Below are 22,812 nucleotides of genomic sequence, written 5' to 3'. Positions count from 1 at the left end.
CGGGAGGAATTGCACTTATACTGCCGGGATGAATTTTCTCGCCCATCTCCATTTAGCCACGCTGGCCGACAGCTCCCTGCTGGGAAACCTGATGGCTGACTTTGTGCGCGGCAATCCCGACGGCATTTTTTCCGACGAGATCGTCGCCGGCATTCGGCTACACCGCCGAATCGACGGCCTGACGGACAGTCTGCCGGAAGTCCGTGCCGCGTGCCGCTATTTCAGCGCCGATCATCGCCGCGTCGCGCCGATTACGCTCGACGTGCTGTGGGACCATTTCCTGGCGCTAAACTGGACGACACTGTCTCCACACGTCGCATTGTCGCAATTCGTCTCCGACGCTCGCCGTGAGATAGAACCGCATCTGTCGGAGACCCCGGAGCGTTTCCGCAATCTGAACAGCTATCTGTGGACCGAACGTTGGCTGGAGCGCTATGCCGAGCTTCCGTTCATCGGCGAGGTCCTGTACCGAATGGCGCTGCGCCGTCCGCGGCTGGCGGCGCTGGCGGGCTCTTTCGACGATATTGAGCGCCACTATCATCAGTTTGAAACGCTGTTCTGGCAGTTCTATCCCGTCATGATGGAGACCGTAAAAAGCGGACGGCGGTCATCGTCAGCGCGGGGCTAACCGGCCGATGTCGAAAAGCAATGCCAATTGATGTAATAGATGAAACCTATCTCATTGATTGGCCGACATTCCCTTTATTCACCCCGGCGAAATACCTATACTCAATAAGGTTTATTTCCCTCCGCTTCACTCATTTATCACCACGGGAGTTATTATGATTCTGGTCACTCGTCCCGCCCCCGATTTCACTGCCGCCGCCGTTTTAGGCAGCGGAGAGATCGTTGAAAGTTTCAACCTGAAAGAGCATATCAACGGTAAACCGGCCGTCATCTTCTTCTGGCCGATGGATTTTACCTTCGTCTGCCCTTCAGAACTGATCGCCTTCGACCATCGTTATGAAGAGTTCCAGAAGCGCGGCGTTGAAGTCGTCGGCGTCTCCTTCGACTCCGAGTTCGTCCATAATGCCTGGCGTAACACCCCTATCGATAAAGGCGGCATTGGCGAAGTGAAATACGCGATGGTGGCAGACATCAAGCGCGAAATTCAGAAAGCCTACGGCATCGAGCACCCGGATGCAGGCGTCGCTCTGCGCGGTTCTTTCCTGATCGATAAAAACGGCATCGTGCGCCATCAGGTGGTCAATGATCTGCCGCTGGGCCGTAACGTTGATGAAATGCTGCGTATGGTCGATGCCCTGCAGTTCCACGAAGAGCACGGCGAAGTGTGTCCGGCGCAGTGGGTGAAGGGTGAAGAAGGCATGGGCGCGTCGCCGGACGGCGTCGCCAAATACCTGTCTCAGAACGCCAATAAGCTGTAATTCAACGGCCTGTAACGTCTAAAACCCGCGGTGGTCCCCGCGGGTTTTTTATCGACTGTAGTTCAAGCCGGACCGAGCCATTCGGTGATATCGTCCGGCCTTCGGTTATCAGGCGGAAGCGGCTTTGCGTCGCAGGAAGACAAAGTACCCTGCCAGCAACAGCGCAATCCACAGGCAACCTGCATACAGCGAGATACGCGTATCCGGGAAGTAGCCGATCAGGCCGATGATAAACACCAGAAAAACAATCCCGACCGAAGAAGTCAGCGACCCGCCCGGCAGCGGGAACGCCAGCGTTTTAGTCTGTTCACGGCTCAGCTTGCGGCGGAAGGCGATTTGGGAACACAGGATCATAATCCACACCCACACCGTGGCGAAGGTCGCCAGGGAAGCAATAACCAGGAACACTTTCTCAGGCATGATGTAGTTCAGATAGACAGCCGCCAACAGCGCCACCATCATCACCACCACCGTCACCCACGGAATACCGCCACGGGACAGACGCATAAACACTTTCGGCGCATGGCCCTGTTCAGCCATGCCGTGCAGCATCCGCCCGACCCCGAACACATCGCTGTTGATTGCCGACAGCGACGCGGTGATCACCACGAAATTCAAAATACCGGCGGCGGCATTGATGCCCATGTGCTGGAAGGTCATCACGAACGGACTGCCGCTGGTGCCAACCTGATTCCACGGATAGATAGACATGATGACGAACAGTGTCCCGACGTAGAACACCAGAATGCGCCAGGGCACGGAATTGATGGCTCGCGGGATGGATTTACGCGGATCCTGCGCTTCACCGGCGGTGATGCCAATAATTTCCACGCCGCCGTAGGCAAACATCACCATTTGCAGCGACAGTATCATCCCCATCACCCCGTTGCTGAAGAAGCCGCCGTTGGTCCAGAGGTTATGAATACCGGTCGGTTCGCCGCCGTTGCCTATCCCCCAGACAATGATGCCGATACCCGCGGCAATCATCAGGATGATGGTCGCGACTTTAAAGAAGGACAGCCAGAACTCCAGTTCGCCGAAGACCTTCACGTTCATCAGGTTTATCGCCCCGATGATCAGCACGACGCTCAGCACCCAGACCCAGTGCGGCACCGCAGGAAACCAGACGCCCATATAGATGCCGAACGCCGTGACGTCGGCAATCGCCACAATCAGCATTTCGAAGCAATAGGTCCATCCGGTGATGTAGCCGGCCATGGGACCGAGGTAATCACGGGCGTAGCGCGAAAAGGAGCTGGCCTGAGGATCGTTGACCGACATCTCACCGAGCGCGCGCATGATGATATACGCCGCCACGCCGCCGATGAGATAAGCCAGCAGAACGCTGGGGCCCGCCATCTGGATGGCGCTGGCGGAGCCATAAAACAGACCGGTTCCTATCGCCGAACCTAAGGCGATAAAACGGATGTGCCGCGCACTTAAGCCACGCTTGAGCTTGGACTCTTGTTCCATATTTAAAGCAATCCTGTTTTACAAACGAAAAAACCACAGGCCGAAGCCTGTGGTGCAAATCCCTCTTGCCGTACTAAGTACGCATTGCCACTGTCTGTCGCGCGATAAGCTGATCGTAGGCGGCAGCCACCAGCAACACGACCAGCGACGGCAATAGCCAGGCCAGCCCTTGCTTACTCAGCGGCAGGTAGTTCACCCACTCAGGCAACCAGTAAGCAAAGGCCGACGATTTTACGCCATCAATCACGCCGAAGACCAGACTGATCAGCATGGTGGGCGCGACGATATAATTGCTGTTATTCCACCAGCGCAGGGTAAAACTCAGCATTACCAGCACGATACAGGGTGGGTAAATCGCGGTCAGGATCGGAATAGACAACTGGATGAGATGGCTCAGGCCCAGGTTGGACACCATCATGGAGAACAGCCCCAAAATAAAGACCAGCGTGCGGTATGAGAGCGGCAGATATTCGGCGAAGAACTCCGCGCAGGCGCAGGTCAGCCCCACCGCCGTCACCAGACAGGCTACGAAAATCAGTATCGCCAGGAACGCGCTGCCCATGTTACCGAACGTGTATTGCACGTAGGCATGCAGAATCTCTGCGCCGTTCTGAGCTTCCGGGATCAGCTGACCGCTATGCGCTCCCAGGTGGAACAGACTCAGATAAACCAGCGCAAGACCGATACCGGCAATCAAACCGGCCATAACGGTATATCGCGTAAGCAGCTTAGCATCGGTGACGCCACGCGAACGGGCCGCGTTAACGATCACGATACCGAACACCATCGCGCCCAGCGTGTCCATCGTAATGTAGCCATTCAGAAAACCGCTGGAGAACGGCATCGTTTGATACGCTTCCGCAGGCGGAATGGACGAACCGGCAGGCCACAGCAGCGCTGAGATCCCGAGAATGCCTAACGCGATGATTTTTACCGGCGCCAGAATATGTCCGACGGTATCCAGCAGACGGCCGGGATACAGGGAAATACCGATGACAATGGCGAAGTAGGCGAGGCTATAAACCAGCAGCGGCACGCCGCCGGAGCCGACCAGCGGCGCGATACCGGCTTCAAAGGAGACGGTCGCGGTGCGCGGCGTCGCGAACAGCGGCCCCACGGCGAGGTAGCAGACCGTCGCCAGCACGATGCCGGCTTTTCGGCCAATCGGCGTACTCAGGGCGTCGATCCCGCCGCCCACGCGCGCCAGCGCAACGACGGTGATCACAGGTAGACCCACGGCGGTGATCAGGAAGCCTAGAGCAGCGATCCAGACGTGAGGACCCGCTTCCAGTCCGACGATGGGCGGGAAAATAATGTTACCCGCGCCAACAAACAAGGCAAAGGTCATAAAACCTAATGCCACGATATCTCTGGTTTTTAAACGATAATTCATAACGTATGTCGTGTTGCCTGTAAAACGTACTGAAAAGAGACCGGAACGGGGTCGTCGCCGGTATGGATCCGCTCTTGATTTCGGATGGTGCGCAGAAGTATAGGGATGGTTATTTTCCACACAGCGTTTGTGGTGGCTAAGTAAACCGTTTATAGCGAAAAAATACAAGGCGAGATTATAAAAGCAGAATATCGAACTAAATTATTTATAATATTCAGTGAATGTGGTTAGTTTTTCTTTATTGGCTAACACATGATTTGTGCATTTAAGCCCCATCCAGAGCAATAATATGGCACTTTCATGCCGCTCTGCGCTAAATTCAGCCATAAACAAAACTGATTTATATAAAAAACGCCGACATCCCATATCGGCGTTATAAAAACAGAGGTTATACGGCGTCACCACACGTGTTTAGCGATCTCCACGACTCGCTTTAGCTTTTCCCACTGCTCGGCTTCGGACAGAGTATTCCCCTCTTCCGTAGAAGCAAAACCGCATTGCGGACTCAGGCAGAGCTGATCCATCGCGACGTATTGCGCGGCTTCAGCGATCCGCTTCTCCACGTCGGCCACCGCCTCCAGCTCGCCGTTTTTGGTCGTGATCAACCCTAACACCACCTGCTGATGGCCCGGACGAATAAAGCGCAGCGGTTCGAAGCCGCCCGCCCGCTCCGTGTCATATTCCAGGAAGAATTCATCCACGTTCACTTCGCCGAACAGGATGCTGGCGACGGGCTCATAGCCGCCTTCGGCGATCCAGGTGGAACGGAAATTGCCCCGGCACACGTGCAAACCCATCACCAAATCCGCCGGTTTGTTGGCCAGCGCCTGATTCAGCACGCGCGCATAGGTGCTGGCGAGGACGTCAGGATCTTCCCCGCGTTCGCGGATCTGGCGCTTCTGATCTTCGGAGCAGAGATACGACCACACGGTGTCGTCCAGCTGCAAATAGCGGCAGCCCGCATCGTAAAATGCCTGGATAGCGTCGTGCCAGGTCTGAGCCAGGTCGTCAAAATAGGCGTCTAACGTCGGATAAACGGAGCTGTCAATTGCGGCGCGACCACCCCGGAAGTGCAACACGCTGGGGCTTGGGATCGTCATTTTGGCGGCGGCGTCTCCCGCAATGCCGTTCAGATAGCGAAAGTCGCCCAGCATCGGGTGGCGCGGATTGAACCCGACTTTTCCCGTGACTTTGATACTGCGGGATTTGGTCTGAATACCGTTGAACTGAATGCCGTGGTCGGCTTCATAGCCTTCAACCCCTTCCAGCCCTTCGAAGAAATCGAAGTGCCACCAAGACCGGCGAAATTCGCCGTCGGTGACCACCTGTAGCCCCACCGCTTTCTGACGCTCAACGGCGTGCAGAATTTCGCGATCTTCCACTTCGCGCAGCTGCGCCGCATCGATTTCACCCGCCTGCCATTGCTGGCGCGCCTGCTTGATCGCCGCCGGGCGCAGCAAACTGCCCACAACATCAGCACGGAACGGCGGTTTCGGTTGTGTCATGTTTAACTCCTGAGTCGCTGCTGGCGGTGGCTGACCGCAACAGACGGGTTAGTAAGATAGCGTAGATTGCCGCACTTGAATCAGATGTCCAGACGGCCACAATGACGTCATCCTGACATGAATTGCGTCATTCAACAATAGAATAGTTTTCATTGCGCGTAACGGCGTTTCATGGAGTAAAAGGCACACAGCGGCTCTCTCTGAGCGGGTCATCGCTTTACCGATGACCCGCTGGGATTACAACGAGGAAGGCGTCGAATGAGGCTGAGGAGATGGCGCTGTCACAATCAGACGGTTGGGTAGCGTAAACAAAAATCGAGAGCCGGCCCCCAAGTCACTGAGAATGTCCAGTCGCGTATCGTGATGGCTAAGCGCATGTTTAACAATGGCCAACCCCAAACCGCTACCGCCCGTCTGGCGCGAACGCGCCTTGTCCACGCGGTAAAAGCGTTCCGTCAACCGGGGCAGATGCTCCGGCGCGATGCCTGGACCGTTGTCGCTGACCTGGAATTGCGCGCCCTGCGACGTCCGCTGCCAGGTCACCTCAATCCGAGTCCCCTCCGGCGTATGGTTGATGGCGTTATAGACCAGATTGGAGACGGCGCTGCGCAACTGCTCTTCATTCCCGAACACCCTCAGCTGTTCGTTCACGTGAAAGACAATTTCGTGCCTCCCCTGACTCAAGGTTTGCGCTTCGCGCTGCAACACCCGCAGCATCAGCGGAATATCGACTTTTTCGTTGAGGTTGATGGCCGCGGCCGCTTCAATACGGGAGAGCGTCAGCAGCTGTTTCACCAGCCCCTCCATCCGCCGCGTCTGTTCTTGCATGGTATTGAGCGCCCTGGCCTGCAACGGCTCGTCCATCGGACCGTCGTGCATCATCTCCAGATACCCTTGCAATACGGTGAGCGGAGTACGCAGTTCGTGGCTCACGTTGGCGAAAAAGTTGCGGCGAGCGCCTTCCAGTTGATGCATCTGTGTGACGTCGCGCACCACCATCATCGTTTGGCCTTCGGAGTAAGGCATTAGCCGAAACTCAACGTGGTGACCGTTGTTCAGTTGCAGAGTTAGCGGACGCTCAAACGACTGAGACTGCATGTAGCGGGAGAATTCAGGATAGCGAAGGAGGTTGAGCACATTCTGCCCGCTGTCATCGGGCCAGCGCAGCCCCAGCAAATGTTGAGCCAGACGGTTACACCAAATGATCGCGCCCTCTTCCGTCGTGATGACGAGCGCATCGGGGAGCGACTCCGCCCCGCTGCGAAAGCGTTTGATCAGCACCGCAAGCTCGCGACGACGACGACGGCTGCGCAACTGCATTTGATACAGGCCGTAAAGCAACGGCTCCCAGCTGCCGCGACCGGGAGGCGGCGTCATACTGCGGTCAATCCAGAGCCAGTGAGAAAGGCGCAGCTGGTTATAGTTATTCCAGCACAGGGCGGACAGCACCGCCGCCAGCAAGAACCACGACAGATAACCGAATATCATTCCCAGCAGCAGCGCGGGAAGGCAGAAGATCGCCAGCTCCGCCGCCAGCCTTTTCCAGGATAAGCGTTCTAACACGTGAGGTTGTCTCCACAGCGGCCGGGATCAGTAGCGCGTCGAGAATCGGTAACCGGTTCCCCGTACTGTCTGCACCATTTTGTCGTGCCCGCTGGCTTCCAGCGCTTTACGCAGGCGGCGTATATGAACATCGACGGTGCGATCTTCGACATAGACATTCGTGCCCCAGACATGGTTCAGCAATTGTTCCCGACTATATACCCGTTCCGGGTGAGTCATAAAGAAATGCAATAGTTTGAACTCGGTCGGCCCCATATCCAGCGCCCGGTCCTCGGTGGTGACGCGATGCGACGAAGGGTCCAGGCTGAGACCGCGCATCTCGATCACGTCTTCAACGGCCATCGGAGAGATGCGGCGCATCACCGCCTTGATACGCGCCACCAGCTCTTTGGGGGAGAACGGTTTGGTAATGTAATCGTCCGCGCCGACTTCCAGACCTTTGACGCGGTCTTCCTCTTCGCCGCGCGCGGTCAGCATCATGACGGGAATATCGCGGGTCAACGTTTCACGCTTCATGTGTTTGATGAACTGCAAACCAGAACCACCGGGGAGCATCCAATCCAGCAATACCAGCTCAGGGTAAGGTTCCGACAGGCGATTGACCGCGCTATCGTAATCTTCGGCTTCTACGGGCTGATAGCCGTTCTGTTCCAGAACGAAACACACCATCTCGCGGATAGGCGCCTCATCTTCTACTACCAAAATGCGTCTTGCCATCGTTAATCCTGCCGTTAATCGTCGCTATTGGCGTGCGGTGGGGATTATGCGTCAGTTTTATGACAGATTTATGATAAAGCGATTTCCTCGTCATATCCTGTTAACTGACCGCATCGGGGCGGATATTCCCTGAGACAGCCCTAAACTGTCTGTCTATAATCGCCGATAATCGTAACATTCAGCCAACCCCGACGCCTCAACAGGACGCTCCATGCAAATTATCCATACCTCCGACTGGCATCTTGGACAGTACTTCTATACCAAGAGCCGGGCCGCAGAACATCAGGCGTTTCTGCGCTGGCTGATTGAGCAGGTGGAGCAGCATCACGTCGATGCCGTCGTTGTGGCCGGCGACATTTTCGATAACGGCACGCCGCCGAGCTACGCCCGGGAAATGTACAACCGCTTTGTGGTCGAGCTCCATCAGACCGGCTGTCAATTGGTCATTTTAGGCGGTAACCATGATTCCGTCGCCACGCTTAACGAGTCGCGACTGCTGCTCTCCTGCCTGAACACGCAGGTCATTGCGAGCTGCGAAGGTGATATCGAACAGCAGGTCATCGTACTGAACAACCGACAGGGCGAACCTGGCGCACTGCTGTGCGCTATTCCGTTCCTGCGGCCGCGCGACGTGCTCACCAGCCAGGCCGGACAGTCGGGCGCCGACAAACAGCGGGCGTTGCAGGAAGCGATTGCCGACCACTATCAGCGCAGCTATCAGCTTGCCGTGCGCCGCCGCGATGAAATGGGCCTCGCGCTGCCGGTTATCGCCACCGGGCACCTAACGACCGTGGGCGTCACCGCCACGGACTCAGTTCGGGATATCTACATCGGTACGTTGGATGCTTTTCCCGCTCAGGCGTTTCCGCCGGCGGATTACATCGCTCTCGGTCATATCCACCGTCCTCAGCGCATCGCTCAGACGGAACACATCCGCTACAGCGGCTCGCCGATCCCCCTCAGTTTCGACGAGTTGAATCACGAGAAATCGGTGTATCTGGTGCGTTTCGAGCAGGACAAACTCGAAGACGTCGCGCCCCTGACGATCCCTGCATTTCAACCGATGCAACTGGTCAAAGGCAGTCTGCCCGAGATCGAACGCCGACTTGCCGGTTTTCGCGAATACGACGGCGAAAAACCGGTTTGGCTGGATATTGAAATCGCCACGCAGGACTACCTGAGCGACATCCAGCAACATATTCAGAACCTGACGGACGACTTGAACGTGGAAGTGGTGCTGTTACGCCGCGCACGCGAACAACATCTGCAAATGCTGGTTCAGCAGGAGAAAGAGACGCTGGACGAACTCCTCCCCGAAGAAGTCTTCGAGAGACGGCTGGCGCTGGAATCGGATCTGGAGGAGCGACAACAGCAACATTTGCGCACGCTGTTCACTCAGGTGTTGCAGGAAGTGGTGGACGATAGCCAGGAGGCAAAAGCATGAAGATTCTGAGTCTACGGCTGAAAAACCTCAACTCGTTGCAGGGTGAATGGAAAATCGATTTCACCCGCGAGCCGTTTGTCAGCAACGGTCTGTTCGCTATCACCGGCCCCACCGGCGCCGGTAAGACGACCCTGCTGGACGCTATTTGCCTGGCGCTATACCACCAGACCCCGCGTCTGAAAGTAAGCCCCAGTCAGAATGAGCTAATGACTCGCCACACTGCGGAATGCCTGGCCGAAGTCGAGTTTGAGGTAAAAGGCACTGCCTATCGCGCATTCTGGAGCCAGCGCCGCGCCCGCAACGCGCCGGACGGCAACCTGCAGGCGCCGAAAGTGGAGCTCGCCTGCTGCGCGGACGGCAAAATCATCACCGATAAAGTCAGCGACAAGCTGGCGACCATCGCGCAGATTACCGGGCTGGATTTTGACCGTTTCACCAAGTCCATGATGCTGTCTCAGGGTCAGTTCGCGGCCTTCCTTAACGCTGAAGCCAGTAAGCGCGCCGAATTGCTGGAAGAGTTGACCGGCACGGACATCTACGGACGGATCTCCGAGCGCGTCTTTGAACAGCATAAAGCGGCGCAAAGCGCGCTCGAACAGCTGCAGGCGCAGGCGGGCGGTATCGAATGTCTGAGCAGCGAACGGCGTGCCGAGCTCGAACAACAGCTCAGCGAGCTACAGCTACAGGAGCAGGACAACACGCGTCATCGCGACGATATCGCCACCCATCAGCGCTGGTTTGAAACGCTGCAAGAACATCAGCGCGCGCTTATATCGAGTGAGGAAAAACAGCGGTCGCTACAGTTAGACAGAGTTCAGGCAAAGCCCCAACTGGCGCGTCTGGAGGCCAGTATTCCCGCAGAAAAACTGCGCCCGATCTACAGTGAGCGCCAACGTTATGCGCAGGAAAAGACGCTCCTCGCGAATCTTGTCGCCAAACTCGATCTGCAAATGACGCAACAGCAGAGCACGCTGGCGCAACTGCAAACGCAGAAAGAAAATGCGGCAGCGCGTCAGCAACACCATGCCGAAGAACGCCAGCGGCAGGAAACAATCATCAACGAGCAGGTCCAGCCGCTGGACCAGCGTATCGCGACGCTACGGGAACAACGCGACCAGCAGCAGCAGTCGCAAGACCAGCAGAAACAGTTGCAAAAAGACCTGATCGAAAAACAGTCCACGCTGCGTCAGGAGCGCGAGCAGGTTAAAGCGCGGCTGGCCCAAATCGCCGAATTCAGGCAGCAACACAGCGTTTACCAGTACTGGGGCAGCCACATTCCGTTATGGGAAGCGCAGTTTCCCCAGTTGCAGGCCTTACAGCGGGAGCTGAAGACGCAGCAGGCAAAGGCTGCCGAGCAGCAGGTCCGAGCCGATTATTGCCAGCAGCAGCGCGCTACGTTGCTGGAAAAACAGCAGGCGCAGCGAAAGACGACGGAAGGCATCCAGCGAAATGACGAACAGTTGCAGCAACGCCTGCATGAACGCGAGACGGCCCAACCGACGGACGGCTTACGCCAACAGCTCAGCGATTTGGCGGACCAGCGCCATGAACGTCAACGCTTCGCCGCCCGCGTCACCGAATTGCAAAGCCTGCTCAGCCAGCACACCCTGCTGGAGTCTCAGTTGCTGGACGACGGGCATCGTATCCAGCAGTTGGAACGAGAGCTGGAACAACAACGCCGTGAGCATCACCTGCGCGTCGGCCACTTTGACGATCTGGATAAGCGCCACGAACTGGAACTGCGCATCGCCAATCTGGAAAGCGAGCGAAAACAGCTGCAACCCGGCAAAGAGTGCCCCCTGTGCGGCTCCACGCATCATCCGGCGATTGAGCGCTATCAGTCGCTGCGTCCATCAGAAACCCAACTGCGGCTGCACGCGCTGCGTCAGGAAGTCGAAGCATTACAGGCTAAAGTGGTACAGACCTCAACCCAGCTGCATCTGTTGCAGCAGCAGCGGCAACAGATGCAGCTGCGACTGGACAAGATTAGCGATGAAATCACCACGCTACGGCAAGAGTGTCAAAGCGTCAGTGAGCGCTTGCATATCGACTTTGACTTCAATCAACCGGAAGCGTTCGTCCACTGGCAGGCGCAGTGCGACGAACAGGAGAAAGCCTTGCAGTCTCAGCTCGCCGAGCGTGAGCAAACTCGACGACAGATCCAGGATAGTAAGGATTTACTGACCTCCGCGCAGCAGTCGCTGCAGCAGACTGAACAGCAGTTGGCGCTGAATGCGCAGCAACGGGAAGCGCTGACGCAGTCCCGAGAGGAGTTGCGGCTTGCGCAGGAGAAAACCGAGCAGGAGCTGGCGCGGCTGCACAATGCGCTGAGCCATAAACTGGCCGAGCTCCATCTCGTCGCTCCCGCCGATGCCCAGCAAGAAGATTGGCTGAACCTCCGTCGGCGTGAATGGCAGCGCTGGCAGGAGAACGAACACGAACAGCACCTGTGCGAGCCCAGGCTATCGGCGCTGAGTACCGGCACCGAACATACGCAACAACGCCTGAAAGAAACAGAGACGGCTCTCGCCATGTTGCAGCAACAGTTGAAAGCAACACGGCAATCGCTGGAAACGGCGCAGCAGTCACGCTGGAATCTGTTAGGCAATCAGAGCGTTAAAGAGGCACTGACGCACCTGCGTCAGCAGGCGCAGGATGACGAACGCGACCTCCGGCTGGCGCAGGAGAAATGGCAGTCAGGTCAGTCTCAACTCAGCCGGATGACCGGCGAGAAACAGTCGCTGGAACAGCAATTGCAACGCACCGAAAATACCCTGAACGAGGTGACAAAGCGCTTTACCGAAGCGTTGCAGGCCAGCCCGTTCAATGATGAAAACGACTTCACCGGCGCGCTGTTGAGCGAAGAGGCGCGCGAGCAACTCACCGCGCTGAAAGATCGATTTAGCCAGCGTCAACAGCAGGCCGATGCGCTACACGCGCAGGCGAATGAAAAACTGGCCCAGCACCAAGCGGTCAGACCGAAATCGCTGCCGGAAGACCTGGTCTATGTGGACGTGCTGCAGATGCTGGTCGAACTTGGCAACATCCTGAAAAACGGCGCGCAGCAGCAGGGCGAGATCCGCCAACAGCTGCAAAGCGACCAGCAGTTGCACGATAAACAGCGTACCTTACTGGAAGAGGTCGCACGGCGCAGGCAGCAGTGCGAAGACTGGGCGCAGCTCAATCAGCTTATCGGCTCCCAGAGTGGCCATAAGTTCCGAATATTTGCGCAAGGGCTAACGCTGGATCACCTGGTGTATCTGGCCAACCGTCAGCTATCACGTTTACACGGGCGCTACATGCTACAGCGTAAAGCCTCCGACACGCTGGAACTGCAGGTGGTCGATACCTGGCAGGCGGACGCCACGCGAGATACCCGCACGCTCTCCGGCGGTGAAAGTTTCCTCGTCAGCCTGGCGCTGGCGCTGGCGCTTTCCGATCTGGTGAGCAACAAGACCCGCATCGACTCGCTGTTCCTCGACGAAGGCTTCGGCTCGCTGGACGGAGACACGCTGGACTCCGCGCTGGACGTGCTCGACAACCTCAACGCGACGGGGAAATCCATCGGCGTCATCAGCCACGTTGAGGCGATGAAAGAGCGAATTCAGGTGCAAATCCGTGTGAAAAAACGCAACGGGTTAGGGATCAGTCAGTTGGACAGTCAGTACGCGGTCAAATAACCCCGGCTTCATCCCTGCGCCAGTCCGGCGGTCGACGGCACCTCGTTTTTATCTTAACGTCGCCCGCCTCAGTCGTTATCATGCGCGCTGACATTAATCCTGCGCGCGTCCTCTTTTTGCGCATTAGCCTGGAACAACAGAATGCTGTGGTTTAAAAATTTAATGATTTATCGCCTCAGCCGCGATGTCCGTTTGTCTGCGGACGAGATGGAAAAGCAGCTGGCCTCATTCTCTTTCACGCCGTGCGGCAGTCAGGACATGACTAAAAGCGGCTGGGTATCGCCGATGGGTTCCCACAGCGAAGCCCTGACGCACGAAGTTAACGGCCAAATTCTGATCTGCGCCCGCAAAGAGGAAAAAATCCTGCCGTCGCCGGTCATCAAGCAGGCGCTGGAATCCAAAATCGATAAGCTGGAAAACGAACAGCACCGCAAACTGAAAAAAACCGAGAAAGACGCTCTCAAGGATGAAGTGCTGCATAGCCTACTGCCGCGGGCGTTCAGCCGATTCAGCCAGATCTGGCTGTGGATTGATACGGTCAACGGCCTGATTATGGTCGACGCCGCCGGCGCCAAAAAGGCGGAAGATACGTTGGCGCTGCTGCGCAAAACGCTCGGTTCTCTGCCCGTCGTGCCGCTAACGATGGAAAGCCCTATCGAGCTGACGATGACCGAGTGGGTCCGCTCCGGCACAACGCCGCAGGGTTTTGCGTTGCAGGACGAAGCCGAGCTGAAGGCCATTCTGGAAGACGGCGGCGTGATCCGCTGCAAAAAACAGGATCTGGTCAGCGACGAAATTGCCGTACATATCGAAGCGGGCAAACTGGTTACCAAACTGGCGCTGGACTGGCAGGAACGCATTCAGCTGATGCTGTCGGACGATGGGTCGTTGAAACGCCTGAAGTTCTCAGACGAACTGCGCGAGCAGAATGACGATATCGACCGGGAGGATTTTGCACAGAAATTCGATGCGGATTTTATTCTGATGACCGCTGAACTGGCGGCGCTCATCGCTAACCTGATAGAAGCGCTGGGCGGCGAAGCTCCGCGTTAAGCCTCTCTTTTACTTCCTCAACATCCCCCGCCAAGAGGCGGGGGGATGTTAATTACAGTTTGAAGTGGCTCACCGCCGAATTGAGCTCCTCGGTTTGCGATTGCAGCGAGGCAAACGCGGCGGCGGACTCCTGAACTAACGCTGCATTCTGCTGCACCATCGAGTCCAGTTGCGCCATCGCCTTGTTGATCTCCTGAATCCCGCGCATTTGCTCTTCCGATGCATGGGTGATCTCCGACATCACCGTTGTCACCGTCGACACGCCGCCGACGATTTCGCTCATGGTGCTACTGGCCTGACGCACCTGTTTTGAACCGGCGCCCACGCTGCGTACCGTTGATTCGATCAGGTCTTTGATCTCTTTCGCCGCCTGGGCGCTACGCTGAGCAAGCGCACGCACCTCTCCGGCAACGACCGCGAACCCCCTGCCCTGCTCGCCCGCTCGGGCGGCTTCGACGGCGGCGTTAAGCGCCAGAATGTTGGTCTGAAATGCAATGCCGTCAATGACGCCGATGATGTCGCCGATTTTACCGGAGGCCACCACGATTTCGTCCATGGTCACAATCACGTCCGAGACCACTTTCCCACCGCTGCGGGCATCTTTCGCCAGTATCAGCGAGCGCTCATTCACGTGCTGAGCCGATCCCGCCGACTGAGTGACCGTCGCCGAAATCTGTTCCAGCGCCGACGCCGTTTGCTGTAGGCTCGCGGCAGAGGCTTCAGTACGAGAGGACAGGTCGTTATTACCTGCAGAAATCTCGTTGGCCGCCATCTGCAGCGAGGCGCTCACATCGCGGATTTGCAGCATAATCATGCTGAGCTTATCAACGAAGCTGTTAAACGAACGTGCAATCTGCGCTACTTCATCGTGACCGTCATCCGGCAAGCGCAGGGTCAGGTCATTGGTTCCGTTGCTGATGTCGTCCATCGCATCACGCACTTGCAGCAGACGTCGCAGAGACGAATTCACCATCAGGCCGACGATCAGCGAGCCAAGCAGCGCAATGACCACCAGCGTGATCACCGACGTGAGCAGCAGCGAATCCATCCCTTCCCTCGCCTGCGCCTTGTCGAGCGCCACCAGCACATACCAGTCCGTCCCTGCGACGGGCTTGGCAAGCACCAGTTTGCTGACGCCGGAGAGCGTCACCTCGACGGGAGTTTTGGCGGACAGAATGCGATCTAAGGCCACCTCAGGCGCGATGTCCTTCAGCGGTTTCATCGTCAGCTCAGGGTTGGGATGGGCGATGATGGTGCCGTCGGCCTGAATGAGCAGGCCGTAACTCTCCGTGGTGGGATGAATGGCGTTGACGTTGGCGATCACATTCTTCATCGCCATATCGCTGCCGACCACGCCTTTAAGCGTGCCGTTATCCACCACCGGTGCGACAAACGACACTACAATGGTGTTCGTGACCATGTCCACGTAGGGAGCGGTTACCAGCGGCTTTCCGGCTTTCACCGCCTGCTGATACCACGGCCGTAGCGTTGGGTTATAGTCCGCGGGAATGCCGCCGGTCTCGACGAACTTCGCCGTTCCGTTGGGGTAGCCCATATACACATTGATAAAGTCGCCCGACAGGGTGATCTGCCGGAATATCGGCACAGGATCGTCGCTACCCACAGCAACGTCATACAACGAGGCCATCATCTGTTTTTTCGATTCCACCCAGTCGCCAATGGCCAGGCTGTGGCTTTCCGTCACGGCTGATAACATATTGTTAATGGATTTATCGTTATATTCCCCTGCCACCTTGTAATTCAGGAAGGTATTAACCATCAGAGAAAATACGATAATTGCGGTACATACAGCCAAAATACGTGCGCGTGTAGTCTTGAGCATCATAGTCAACCACTTGTAATAAAGATTTAAATATCCGATAAAAATACCTCAATCAATTCAGAGGTTTTCTTTTCTTTATGAATTAGGCCGCGTTTCGCTTTCCCTCCCTGACAAGCACTATCTTCTCCCGCACCGCCGCGGGCCCCTTCAGCAAAATACAACGGAAGGACAATTATTCACAGCGTTATGTCCTTTTTTTAAATATAAGAAAATAGAATAAATATTGATGAGTTACGCTTCCGATCAACGCCAAAAAATAGAACGCCGAATTCCATAGGCAATTTTTATATTATAAAAAAAGCATATAAAGTTTTTATTTTGACTGCCGATAATGCGCCGAAAATAGCGACCGACATAGCAATTCGCAATAAATAAATAGCCTCAAGCCAAGATTCAATTTATTTCATCATAAGGAAAATAACGCATCAAAGCGTAAATAGGCGGACCATGATTTCTTCAGGAAAAAGTGCAGAGAAAAAGAATGACGCGCTGACAACGTTGCGAAGAAATAAACGGCGAGGGGAATGGAATATGACACAACCCAATCCGAAGGCGTTGACGAAGCGAGCACCGTTTCCGGCGGTGCCCGCCTTTCAGACGACCTGAATCAAAGGTATTTGCACAGATAAGCCGTGGGTTCGGCGACCTGAAGATTGAATTCGCTCTTCCCCGGCACGGAAAACGTTTCCCCTGCGGAGAACAATCGCCACTCCACCGCGCCCGGCAGAAGCACGTTCAACGCGCCGCTGATGACCGTCATTTCTTCTGGCTGACCGGTCCCGAAGGTGTACTCGCCCTCCGCCATTACCCCAACGCTCGCGCGGCCATCAACGCTGTTGTCTAAGCCAATCGATTTTACTTTTCCTGAGAAATACTCGTTCACCTGCAACATACAAACATCCTCTTATCGAACAGTCATCGTGTTATGAAAAATCATTTTGGAAAAAGGCCGCATGGGCTATCGCCCGCAATGCGAGCTCAGGCCGCCGCCAGTCTGAGCGCCTGCAATACATCCGCCACAATGGATTGTGGGGTCTGTGTCGCATCAATGACGTGATGCGCGACGGACTGATAGAACGCCTCGCGTTCAGCCAGCACCAACGCCATCTCCACCGCGATAGGGCGCCCCGTCAGCGTCGGCCGTTGTTCAGCCAGGGGATCGTCAACCAGCCGTTGGGCCAACAGTCCTGCCGGCGCATGCAGGTAGATGACGCTTCCCCGCTCCTGCATAAAGCGGCGATTTTCCTCCAGCAGGATGATGCCGCCGCCGGTGGCAATCACGCTTTCTGGTTGCGTCACCGCCTGAAGCGCTGCGCTCTCGCGGCGGCGAAAACCCGGCCAGCCTTCCGCTGCTACGACATCGGCCACCGTCATCTGGCTGGTTTCCTGCATGAAAATATCGGTATCGACGAACTGATAGCCGAGCGCGCGCGCCAGCGCTCCTCCCACGGTAGTCTTGCCACACCCTCTGGCGCCAACCATAAAAATCGGTCGTGTCATGTAATGACGAGTCCTTAATTAATCATAGAACCTATCCCACAAGGCGTAATTGCCGCCGCCCATTTGGGCCCAATAGCGTGAAGAAACCGGCACGGACACGAAAGTACGAGCGGATTTCGAGCATGTCGGAGCCTATTCGAGCATGTCAGAGCCCAAATGCAGCTGACATTGCCCGCCGGGGAGAGGCTCTTAGCCGACGACCAGCGCATTAGCCGGCTTCTGTCATACCCAGAGTTGAATCATACAAGCAAAGCGAATGAATAAGAATATTGAACCGCCGCAACGCGGCGATTACCCAACGCCGACGAAAAGCCGCGACGAAAAACGGTTTGTCAGCGCTCTCCCCCCTCCTCACGACTGGTCCTCGCGACGGCATCGCGGCTGGCGTCGGCACGAGACTGTCCGGTCAGTTCAACCAGTTGGCCGGCGCGCATCTCCAGTAGCCGATCCGCCAGGCCAAAGTAGCGATCGTCATGACTAATGGCGATGACCGTTTTGCCTTCGGCCATCAGGTGCGGCAACAACATCTGATAAAACACGCGTCGAAACTGGGGATCCTGATCCGCGGCCCATTCGTCCAACAGCAGGATTTCTCGCTGCTCCGCCAGCGCCAGCAGCAAAGCGACCCGCTTACGCAGCCCCTGAGACAACGACAGGTTTTCGATTTGAGCCCCGTTTAGCTTCAGTTTGTGCTGCATATCGAGACGTTCCACCCAGCGTTCGATCAGCCCCGTTGGCGGCGCTTCGCCTTGCGGTCCCATCAAGCGGTCAAACAGGTGACAATCGGTGAAGACTGCGGAAAACAGCGCCCGATAGTCCGGCAGCGACACCGGATTGCCATCCAACAGAATCTGGCCGCTGACCGGCGTGTAAAGCCCGGTCAGCAGCATCGCCAGCGTGGACTTTCCGCTGCCGTTGCCACCAATGACAAACACCTGTTCACCACGTCGAATACGCACGTTGATCGGACCGACGTCAAAGCCGGATTGACCATAGCGAAAGCGGACGTCGCGTAGCTCGACGCACTGCCAGTGCTGAGGCGCGGCGAACGCCGGAAAACCTTCCTGATAAGGGTCCAGCTTAAGTCGGCGCAGTTTATCAAACGCCACCTGTGCGCTGAGCAGCGTCGGCAATGCGCCAACCGCCTGCAACAACGGCGTGCGCAGGAACAACAGCGTCAGCGAATAGGTCGCGGCCACCGCGTTGTCCGCCCATCCGAGACTGTTGGCCATGAAGAACGCCGCGCCGATCGTGCCCAGCATCATAATGTTCGACCCGTTGATTGCGCTGAGATGATAGGAGTCAGCACACACGATATGGTGCTGATATTCGATGGCATGCTGCTGATAATCCTCTTCGTACAGCCGCCGGGCGCGGTCCCGATTCAGTCTCAGCGCTTTACCTCCTGAAATGACCCGTTCATAGTCTTCATCCAGACTATCCTCCATGTCCCGAACGCGGTTGAAATGGCGGTATACGCGGGAAACCAGCCAAAAACCGCCCCAGATGGTGATTGTCACCCACAGCGTGGTAAACAGCATCATCCGCGGCGACAGCCACGCCAGATAGCAGGCCGCTCCTACGGTCAGGACGACGCCCTGCACCAGTTCCGGCAGGCGGACGAAAGCAATAGTGATACTGCGGATATCGTTAGAGAGGCTGGCCAGCAGTTGAGCATGACCAATATGGTTAATGCGCTCCAGACCAGTATCCAAAATGCGTTTGATGAGCTCCCCGCGCATACGGCTGACGAAATGGTGCCCCAATAGCGTCAGCGCCAGTTGGGCACCTAGAGTAACCACCATCAAAAGCAGAAGTAAGCCCAGAAACTGCGGCAAGACCCAGAGATCTGAGTGCGTTGTGACAATCAGCCGCTGGTTAATGAACGCGATCAGGCCGATTCCCAGCGCCGCACTGGCCAGACTCAGGAAGATGACGGCGATAAAAGGCCAGCGATGTCGCCGGTAAACAAGGTGAATCAGCTTCATAGGATCCCGCTTGATAGGAAGTTGGATGCAGCCAGTTTAGTTAGCGGCAAAACGATATCAATCGGTGATTAGATGAAAGGCGACTGCGATAAGCGTCGCCCATCACCTTGACCTGCGCCCAGAGCCCCGGGCTTAATCAGGGATCTTCCAGGCGGCTTTTGCGATGTCGACGACGTGCTTGAGCTTGGCCCACTGCTCCGCTTCACTCAAAACGGCATCCCCATTTCCTGAGGCGAAACCGCAGGTCGGACTCAGCGCCAGCCTGCGCAGCGGCACATACAGGGATGCCGTATTGACCGCCATCATGACCCGCGACGGATCCTCCAGCTCAGCCTGCCGGCTGCTCACAATTCCGAGAACGACCTTTTGATGGGTGATATGACGGAGCAACTCCAGTTCCGCCGGACGGAGATCGTCATATTCCACCATCAGGCAATCGACCAGTGCGTGTGTCATCGCATAAGTCATGGCATTGAAATCGTCGCCATAGCGCCAGTTACCGGAAAACCCGCCCCGGCACAGATGCAGACTGATAAACATGTCTTCCGGCTTGTCCGCTATCGCCTGATTTAGTGTACGAATGTACAACTCCAGCAGATACTGCGGATCGTTACCCATGCCCTGCTCGCGAGCGATGACAGCGCGATCGGATAGAGAAGCCCACATCGCGTCGTCAAACTGTAGATAGCGGCAACCCGCTTCATAAAATGCCCGAATCACCTGACGGTAGGCGTGGGACAACGCGCTACCGTAAGCCTCAAGCGACGGATAACACGCGTTATTGCGTAGGGAGGGACACAGCAGCATGGTTGGGCTGGGCAGCGTCTGCTTGGCCAGCAGCTCAGATTCGCGGCTGATGGCTTGATGCAGAAAGCGAAAATGCGATAGAAACGGGTGGGATGCATCAAATTCAATCTCTCCCACAATCTTCATGCCGATCGCGCCTTTCTTTCTCCCGGCGGACGGTTCGGAGAGCCGCTCGATACCCGAGAAATGCGTGAAAAAATCGGTCTTCCGGCATACGCATCTCAGTTCACCATCGGTAAGTACACGCAATCCGCAGGCTTTCTGCTGGTCTATCGCATGCATGATTTCTTCGTCTTCGATTTTAGCCAGTGCGTCGTGAGAAAGCCGCCCCAGTTCCCAATCCTGACGCGCCTGTCGTAGCCGCGGCGGGCATACGAGACTACCGAGGTGTTCGGCATGGAAAGGAGGAAACAACGTGTGAGTGGTACGACTCATGAAAACGGATCCTTTTGATATCTTGAGTAATTTGCGCTTCTTTGCGCTCTGTCTTTCACTTAACGCCATCACCAGGCCGCGTTGGCGGCAGATATCGCCCCTTTACAGCGAACACCGGTCGGTCAGTGATGACGAAAGATTGCTTAACTTATTGAAGTTGCTAGCAAGAGTCACTTTTAGTAATTATTTTTCTTGAAACATTTAGATCCGGTTTTTCACCGAGCCCATCACAGGAAGGGCCGGTATCGAAGAGTGAAAACGGGAAAAGCGTCGTATAAACCGGGGGCGAATGAGGCGGTCAGGCAACTTATTCAGCGCAAGGATACCCGAAGAAACGTGTTGAACTCGTCGGACTTCCCGAGGTGACGGCGGTTTTGGTTATTGAAGAATGGAAAACGAAGAAAGTTTGATGCGTAACGCTGAAGATAAGTTATGCACCCTGGCGTTAACGTCAATACGGGCGGACCGGAAAAGGCGGTCCGCTCGTATCAACAAGGTGTGTAGCATGAAGATTTGTCGGTGGCCAACAGCACATAAAGCGGGTTCATCATTAATAAGGATAAATACTAATGTTCCGGTCGCCGTTCAAAACGCCAATTCGTCCGAAGCGGTGTGAAAGTCAAGATACAACTGGCGTCGCTCCTGACTGCCTGGAATAACTTTTGCCCGGCTCCCCCTACGCCCATAGCAGGCTCGGAAAACAACGAAGTCATCATTATGAGTTCGTCGAAGAGACTTTAGAAGAACCGATTATTCCCCAGGTCATCTCTTCCGAACCATTTCCCATCATCTGCTGTATCTTTTCATAAATTTCAGCGGCGGAGAGGCCTTTGTATATCCCTTTGCTGTAGAAGCTGAACATATTGCTGTCCGAACTGCTGCCGTCTTGCCCCATATTCACCAACTCTTCGGTGGTGACGGGCTGGCCGGAGAAAGCATCGTATGCTTCCCAACTCCCGTCGGGGTAGCTGATCATCGACACCAACGTGCCGCCGTACATGGGGATCCCATTCATCATTTGCAGAGAACGTTCAAGCGAGTCGGACTGCACTTCTTCTCTATCGTCCTTAGCCTGCTCGGCTTCGCGAGACTGTAATTGGGTCTCCAGATCCTTCAGCCGCTCGTCGGTCGATTGAGTTGAATCCGACGCGCTCACGATCGCCGTGGTAAACGTCGGCGTGGAAGCGTCGTCCCAGTTCGTCGTCGTCTGACTGTCCAGCGGAAAACCGCCTGTGTTATCCGCCGTGGATGAGCCGCTCTTATTCGCCACGTTAATGGATGTCACGAGGGGATAATAAGGCTTAACGTTTTGACTGTGTGTCTCAATACCCGATATGGCCACAATGTGTCTCCTTGTTATATTTCAATTAATGCCGTCACACCGTAAAAATTACAAGTTATCGTAATAACTAACACCAAAACATTGAAATAAAGTTCAAATGCCGTCATCCCGACAGCGATTATGGGAAATGCAAACAGGCTCCTGGTGGCGAATATCACACATTAAAAAAACAGGCTCCTCTGTCGTCTTGCCATGAAAGGACATCATGAATTAGCGATTGCTGACTTCAGCGTCAAAAAAGAGTCTGTTCTCTAAAATATATCGGCTAATGTATTTTTTTGTTAAGACTAAAAAAGAATAAAAATAGGCTATTCATGGCACACGCTACTATTTCACCCTTGTACAGATTTCCCGTTGAAAACGGATGTCATGATTCCCTCATACGCCATCGTTATTTTTTACAAAACGACATCCAGTACAAAGATAATACGCGATATGCCCTTTCGGTATTTCGACCCACTATTTTCTCTTGAGATCCCCAGCGCACAGGATTTGTGTATTGAGAAGCACGTGGTATCGCCGTCGACAGGCAATGCGACGGTGCTGCAGCTTTTCAACGAGGAATGAAGTTCAGGTCAGACTGCCGGTCGTGAACGACGGAGGCCTCTACGTGCCGATCAATCGCTATATTAAATCCGGCCAGGCCTCGGTCTCCAACGACAGGTGCGATTCTATCGCGCTGTT

Annotated in this window: 16 protein-coding genes; 5 read left to right on the top strand and 11 right to left on the bottom strand. The window is 55.7% G+C overall.

Annotation, left to right across the window (positions count from 1 at the left end):
• The first annotated feature begins 28 nt into the window (after positions 1-28).
• Together I6N93_RS04610 and I6N93_RS04605 are read left to right on the top strand one after the other, a co-directional pair.
• Positions 29-628: an acyl carrier protein phosphodiesterase gene (locus I6N93_RS04610; RefSeq protein WP_085688479.1), complete on the top strand. Its 600-nt coding sequence runs from the start codon at positions 29-31 to the stop codon at positions 626-628.
• Between the two features lie 154 nt (positions 629-782).
• Positions 783-1,385 carry a peroxiredoxin C gene (locus I6N93_RS04605; protein WP_085688477.1) on the top strand — a complete coding sequence of 201 codons (603 nt, stop codon included), beginning with the start codon at positions 783-785 and terminating at the stop codon, positions 1,383-1,385.
• A gap of 108 nt (positions 1,386-1,493) precedes the next feature.
• On the opposite strand, the gene proY is transcribed toward I6N93_RS04605, so the two are convergent.
• The 5 genes from proY to phoB form a co-directional block, all read right to left on the bottom strand.
• Positions 1,494-2,858: a proline-specific permease ProY gene (proY, locus tag I6N93_RS04600; RefSeq protein ID WP_085688475.1), complete on the bottom strand. Its 1,365-nt coding sequence runs from the start codon at positions 2,856-2,858 to the stop codon at positions 1,494-1,496.
• Positions 2,859-2,931: 73 nt separating this feature from the next.
• Positions 2,932-4,251 carry a branched-chain amino acid transport system II carrier protein gene (gene brnQ / locus I6N93_RS04595; RefSeq protein WP_085688473.1) on the bottom strand — a complete coding sequence of 440 codons (1,320 nt, stop codon included), beginning with the start codon at positions 4,249-4,251 and terminating at the stop codon, positions 2,932-2,934.
• A 398-nt stretch (positions 4,252-4,649) separates the two neighbouring features.
• Positions 4,650-5,756, bottom strand: coding sequence for a cobalamin-independent methionine synthase II family protein (locus tag I6N93_RS04590; protein WP_085688471.1), 1,107 nt, complete (start codon positions 5,754-5,756; stop codon positions 4,650-4,652).
• A 237-nt stretch (positions 5,757-5,993) separates the two neighbouring features.
• Positions 5,994-7,319 carry a phosphate regulon sensor histidine kinase PhoR gene (phoR, locus tag I6N93_RS04585; protein ID WP_094107278.1) on the bottom strand — a complete coding sequence of 442 codons (1,326 nt, stop codon included), beginning with the start codon at positions 7,317-7,319 and terminating at the stop codon, positions 5,994-5,996.
• 27 nt (positions 7,320-7,346) lie between these two features.
• Complete coding sequence (gene phoB, locus I6N93_RS04580; RefSeq protein WP_112094847.1) at positions 7,347-8,036, bottom strand: phosphate response regulator transcription factor PhoB; 690 nt, start codon at positions 8,034-8,036, stop codon at positions 7,347-7,349.
• Between the two features lie 211 nt (positions 8,037-8,247).
• Between phoB and sbcD the strand changes: the two genes are divergently transcribed.
• The 3 genes from sbcD (at position 8,248) to rdgC (ending at position 14,213) form a co-directional block, all read left to right on the top strand.
• The gene (sbcD, locus tag I6N93_RS04575) at positions 8,248-9,480 is read left to right on the top strand and encodes an exonuclease subunit SbcD (RefSeq protein WP_085690262.1); all 1,233 of its coding nucleotides are present in this window, start codon (positions 8,248-8,250) and stop codon (positions 9,478-9,480) included.
• Complete coding sequence (locus I6N93_RS04570) at positions 9,477-13,160, top strand: AAA family ATPase (RefSeq protein ID WP_197669188.1); 3,684 nt, start codon at positions 9,477-9,479, stop codon at positions 13,158-13,160. Before sbcD ends, I6N93_RS04570 begins: the two co-directional genes overlap by 4 nt.
• Positions 13,161-13,301: 141 nt before the next feature.
• Positions 13,302-14,213, top strand: coding sequence for a recombination-associated protein RdgC (rdgC, locus tag I6N93_RS04565; RefSeq protein WP_112104295.1), 912 nt, complete (start codon positions 13,302-13,304; stop codon positions 14,211-14,213).
• A 52-nt stretch (positions 14,214-14,265) separates the two neighbouring features.
• Here rdgC and I6N93_RS04560 read toward each other — a convergent pair whose 3' ends face one another.
• From I6N93_RS04560 to I6N93_RS04535, 6 genes are all read right to left on the bottom strand, one after another.
• Complete coding sequence (locus I6N93_RS04560; RefSeq protein WP_085688231.1) at positions 14,266-16,056, bottom strand: methyl-accepting chemotaxis protein; 1,791 nt, start codon at positions 16,054-16,056, stop codon at positions 14,266-14,268.
• 607 nt (positions 16,057-16,663) lie between these two features.
• Positions 16,664-16,948, bottom strand: coding sequence for a pyrimidine/purine nucleoside phosphorylase (ppnP, locus tag I6N93_RS04555; RefSeq protein ID WP_085688136.1), 285 nt, complete (start codon positions 16,946-16,948; stop codon positions 16,664-16,666).
• Positions 16,949-17,034: 86 nt separating this feature from the next.
• The gene (aroL, locus tag I6N93_RS04550) at positions 17,035-17,556 is read right to left on the bottom strand and encodes a shikimate kinase AroL (protein WP_085688138.1); all 522 of its coding nucleotides are present in this window, start codon (positions 17,554-17,556) and stop codon (positions 17,035-17,037) included.
• A 332-nt stretch (positions 17,557-17,888) separates the two neighbouring features.
• Positions 17,889-19,544 (bottom strand): multidrug ABC transporter permease/ATP-binding protein, encoded by a 1,656-nt coding sequence (locus I6N93_RS04545; RefSeq protein ID WP_085688140.1) that lies wholly within the window; start codon positions 19,542-19,544, stop codon positions 17,889-17,891.
• Between the two features lie 132 nt (positions 19,545-19,676).
• Positions 19,677-20,786 (bottom strand): 5-methyltetrahydropteroyltriglutamate--homocysteine S-methyltransferase, encoded by a 1,110-nt coding sequence (locus tag I6N93_RS04540; protein ID WP_085688142.1) that lies wholly within the window; start codon positions 20,784-20,786, stop codon positions 19,677-19,679.
• Positions 20,787-21,501: 715 nt separating this feature from the next.
• Positions 21,502-22,128, bottom strand: coding sequence for a hypothetical protein (locus I6N93_RS04535; protein WP_085688144.1), 627 nt, complete (start codon positions 22,126-22,128; stop codon positions 21,502-21,504).
• Positions 22,129-22,812 lie beyond the last annotated feature (684 nt).

It is taken from the genome of Lonsdalea populi (assembly GCF_015999465.1).
Taxonomy (GTDB): Bacteria; Pseudomonadota; Gammaproteobacteria; order Enterobacterales; family Enterobacteriaceae; genus Lonsdalea; species Lonsdalea populi.
Note: the sequence above shows the minus strand (reverse complement) of the source record. Positions and strands in the feature narration are given on the sequence as shown.

Excerpts from the sequence above, each read along its gene's own strand:
- proY (WP_085688475.1), bottom strand. The coding sequence starts at position 2,858 with ATGGAACAAGAGTCCAAGCTCAAGCGTGGCTTAAGTGCGCGGCACATC.
- I6N93_RS04545 (WP_085688140.1), bottom strand. The coding sequence starts at position 19,544 with ATGAAGCTGATTCACCTTGTTTACCGGCGACATCGCTGGCCTTTTATC.
- I6N93_RS04610 (WP_085688479.1), top strand. The coding sequence starts at position 29 with ATGAATTTTCTCGCCCATCTCCATTTAGCCACGCTGGCCGACAGCTCC.
- I6N93_RS04590 (WP_085688471.1), bottom strand. The coding sequence starts at position 5,756 with ATGACACAACCGAAACCGCCGTTCCGTGCTGATGTTGTGGGCAGTTTG.
- I6N93_RS04605 (WP_085688477.1), top strand. The coding sequence starts at position 783 with ATGATTCTGGTCACTCGTCCCGCCCCCGATTTCACTGCCGCCGCCGTT.
- ppnP (WP_085688136.1), bottom strand. The coding sequence starts at position 16,948 with ATGTTGCAGGTGAACGAGTATTTCTCAGGAAAAGTAAAATCGATTGGC.
- phoB (WP_112094847.1), bottom strand. The coding sequence starts at position 8,036 with ATGGCAAGACGCATTTTGGTAGTAGAAGATGAGGCGCCTATCCGCGAG.
- aroL (WP_085688138.1), bottom strand. The coding sequence starts at position 17,556 with ATGACACGACCGATTTTTATGGTTGGCGCCAGAGGGTGTGGCAAGACT.
- I6N93_RS04560 (WP_085688231.1), bottom strand. The coding sequence starts at position 16,056 with ATGCTCAAGACTACACGCGCACGTATTTTGGCTGTATGTACCGCAATT.
- brnQ (WP_085688473.1), bottom strand. The coding sequence starts at position 4,251 with ATGAATTATCGTTTAAAAACCAGAGATATCGTGGCATTAGGTTTTATG.
- I6N93_RS04540 (WP_085688142.1), bottom strand. The coding sequence starts at position 20,786 with ATGAGTCGTACCACTCACACGTTGTTTCCTCCTTTCCATGCCGAACAC.
- I6N93_RS04570 (WP_197669188.1), top strand. The coding sequence starts at position 9,477 with ATGAAGATTCTGAGTCTACGGCTGAAAAACCTCAACTCGTTGCAGGGT.
- rdgC (WP_112104295.1), top strand. The coding sequence starts at position 13,302 with ATGCTGTGGTTTAAAAATTTAATGATTTATCGCCTCAGCCGCGATGTC.
- sbcD (WP_085690262.1), top strand. The coding sequence starts at position 8,248 with ATGCAAATTATCCATACCTCCGACTGGCATCTTGGACAGTACTTCTAT.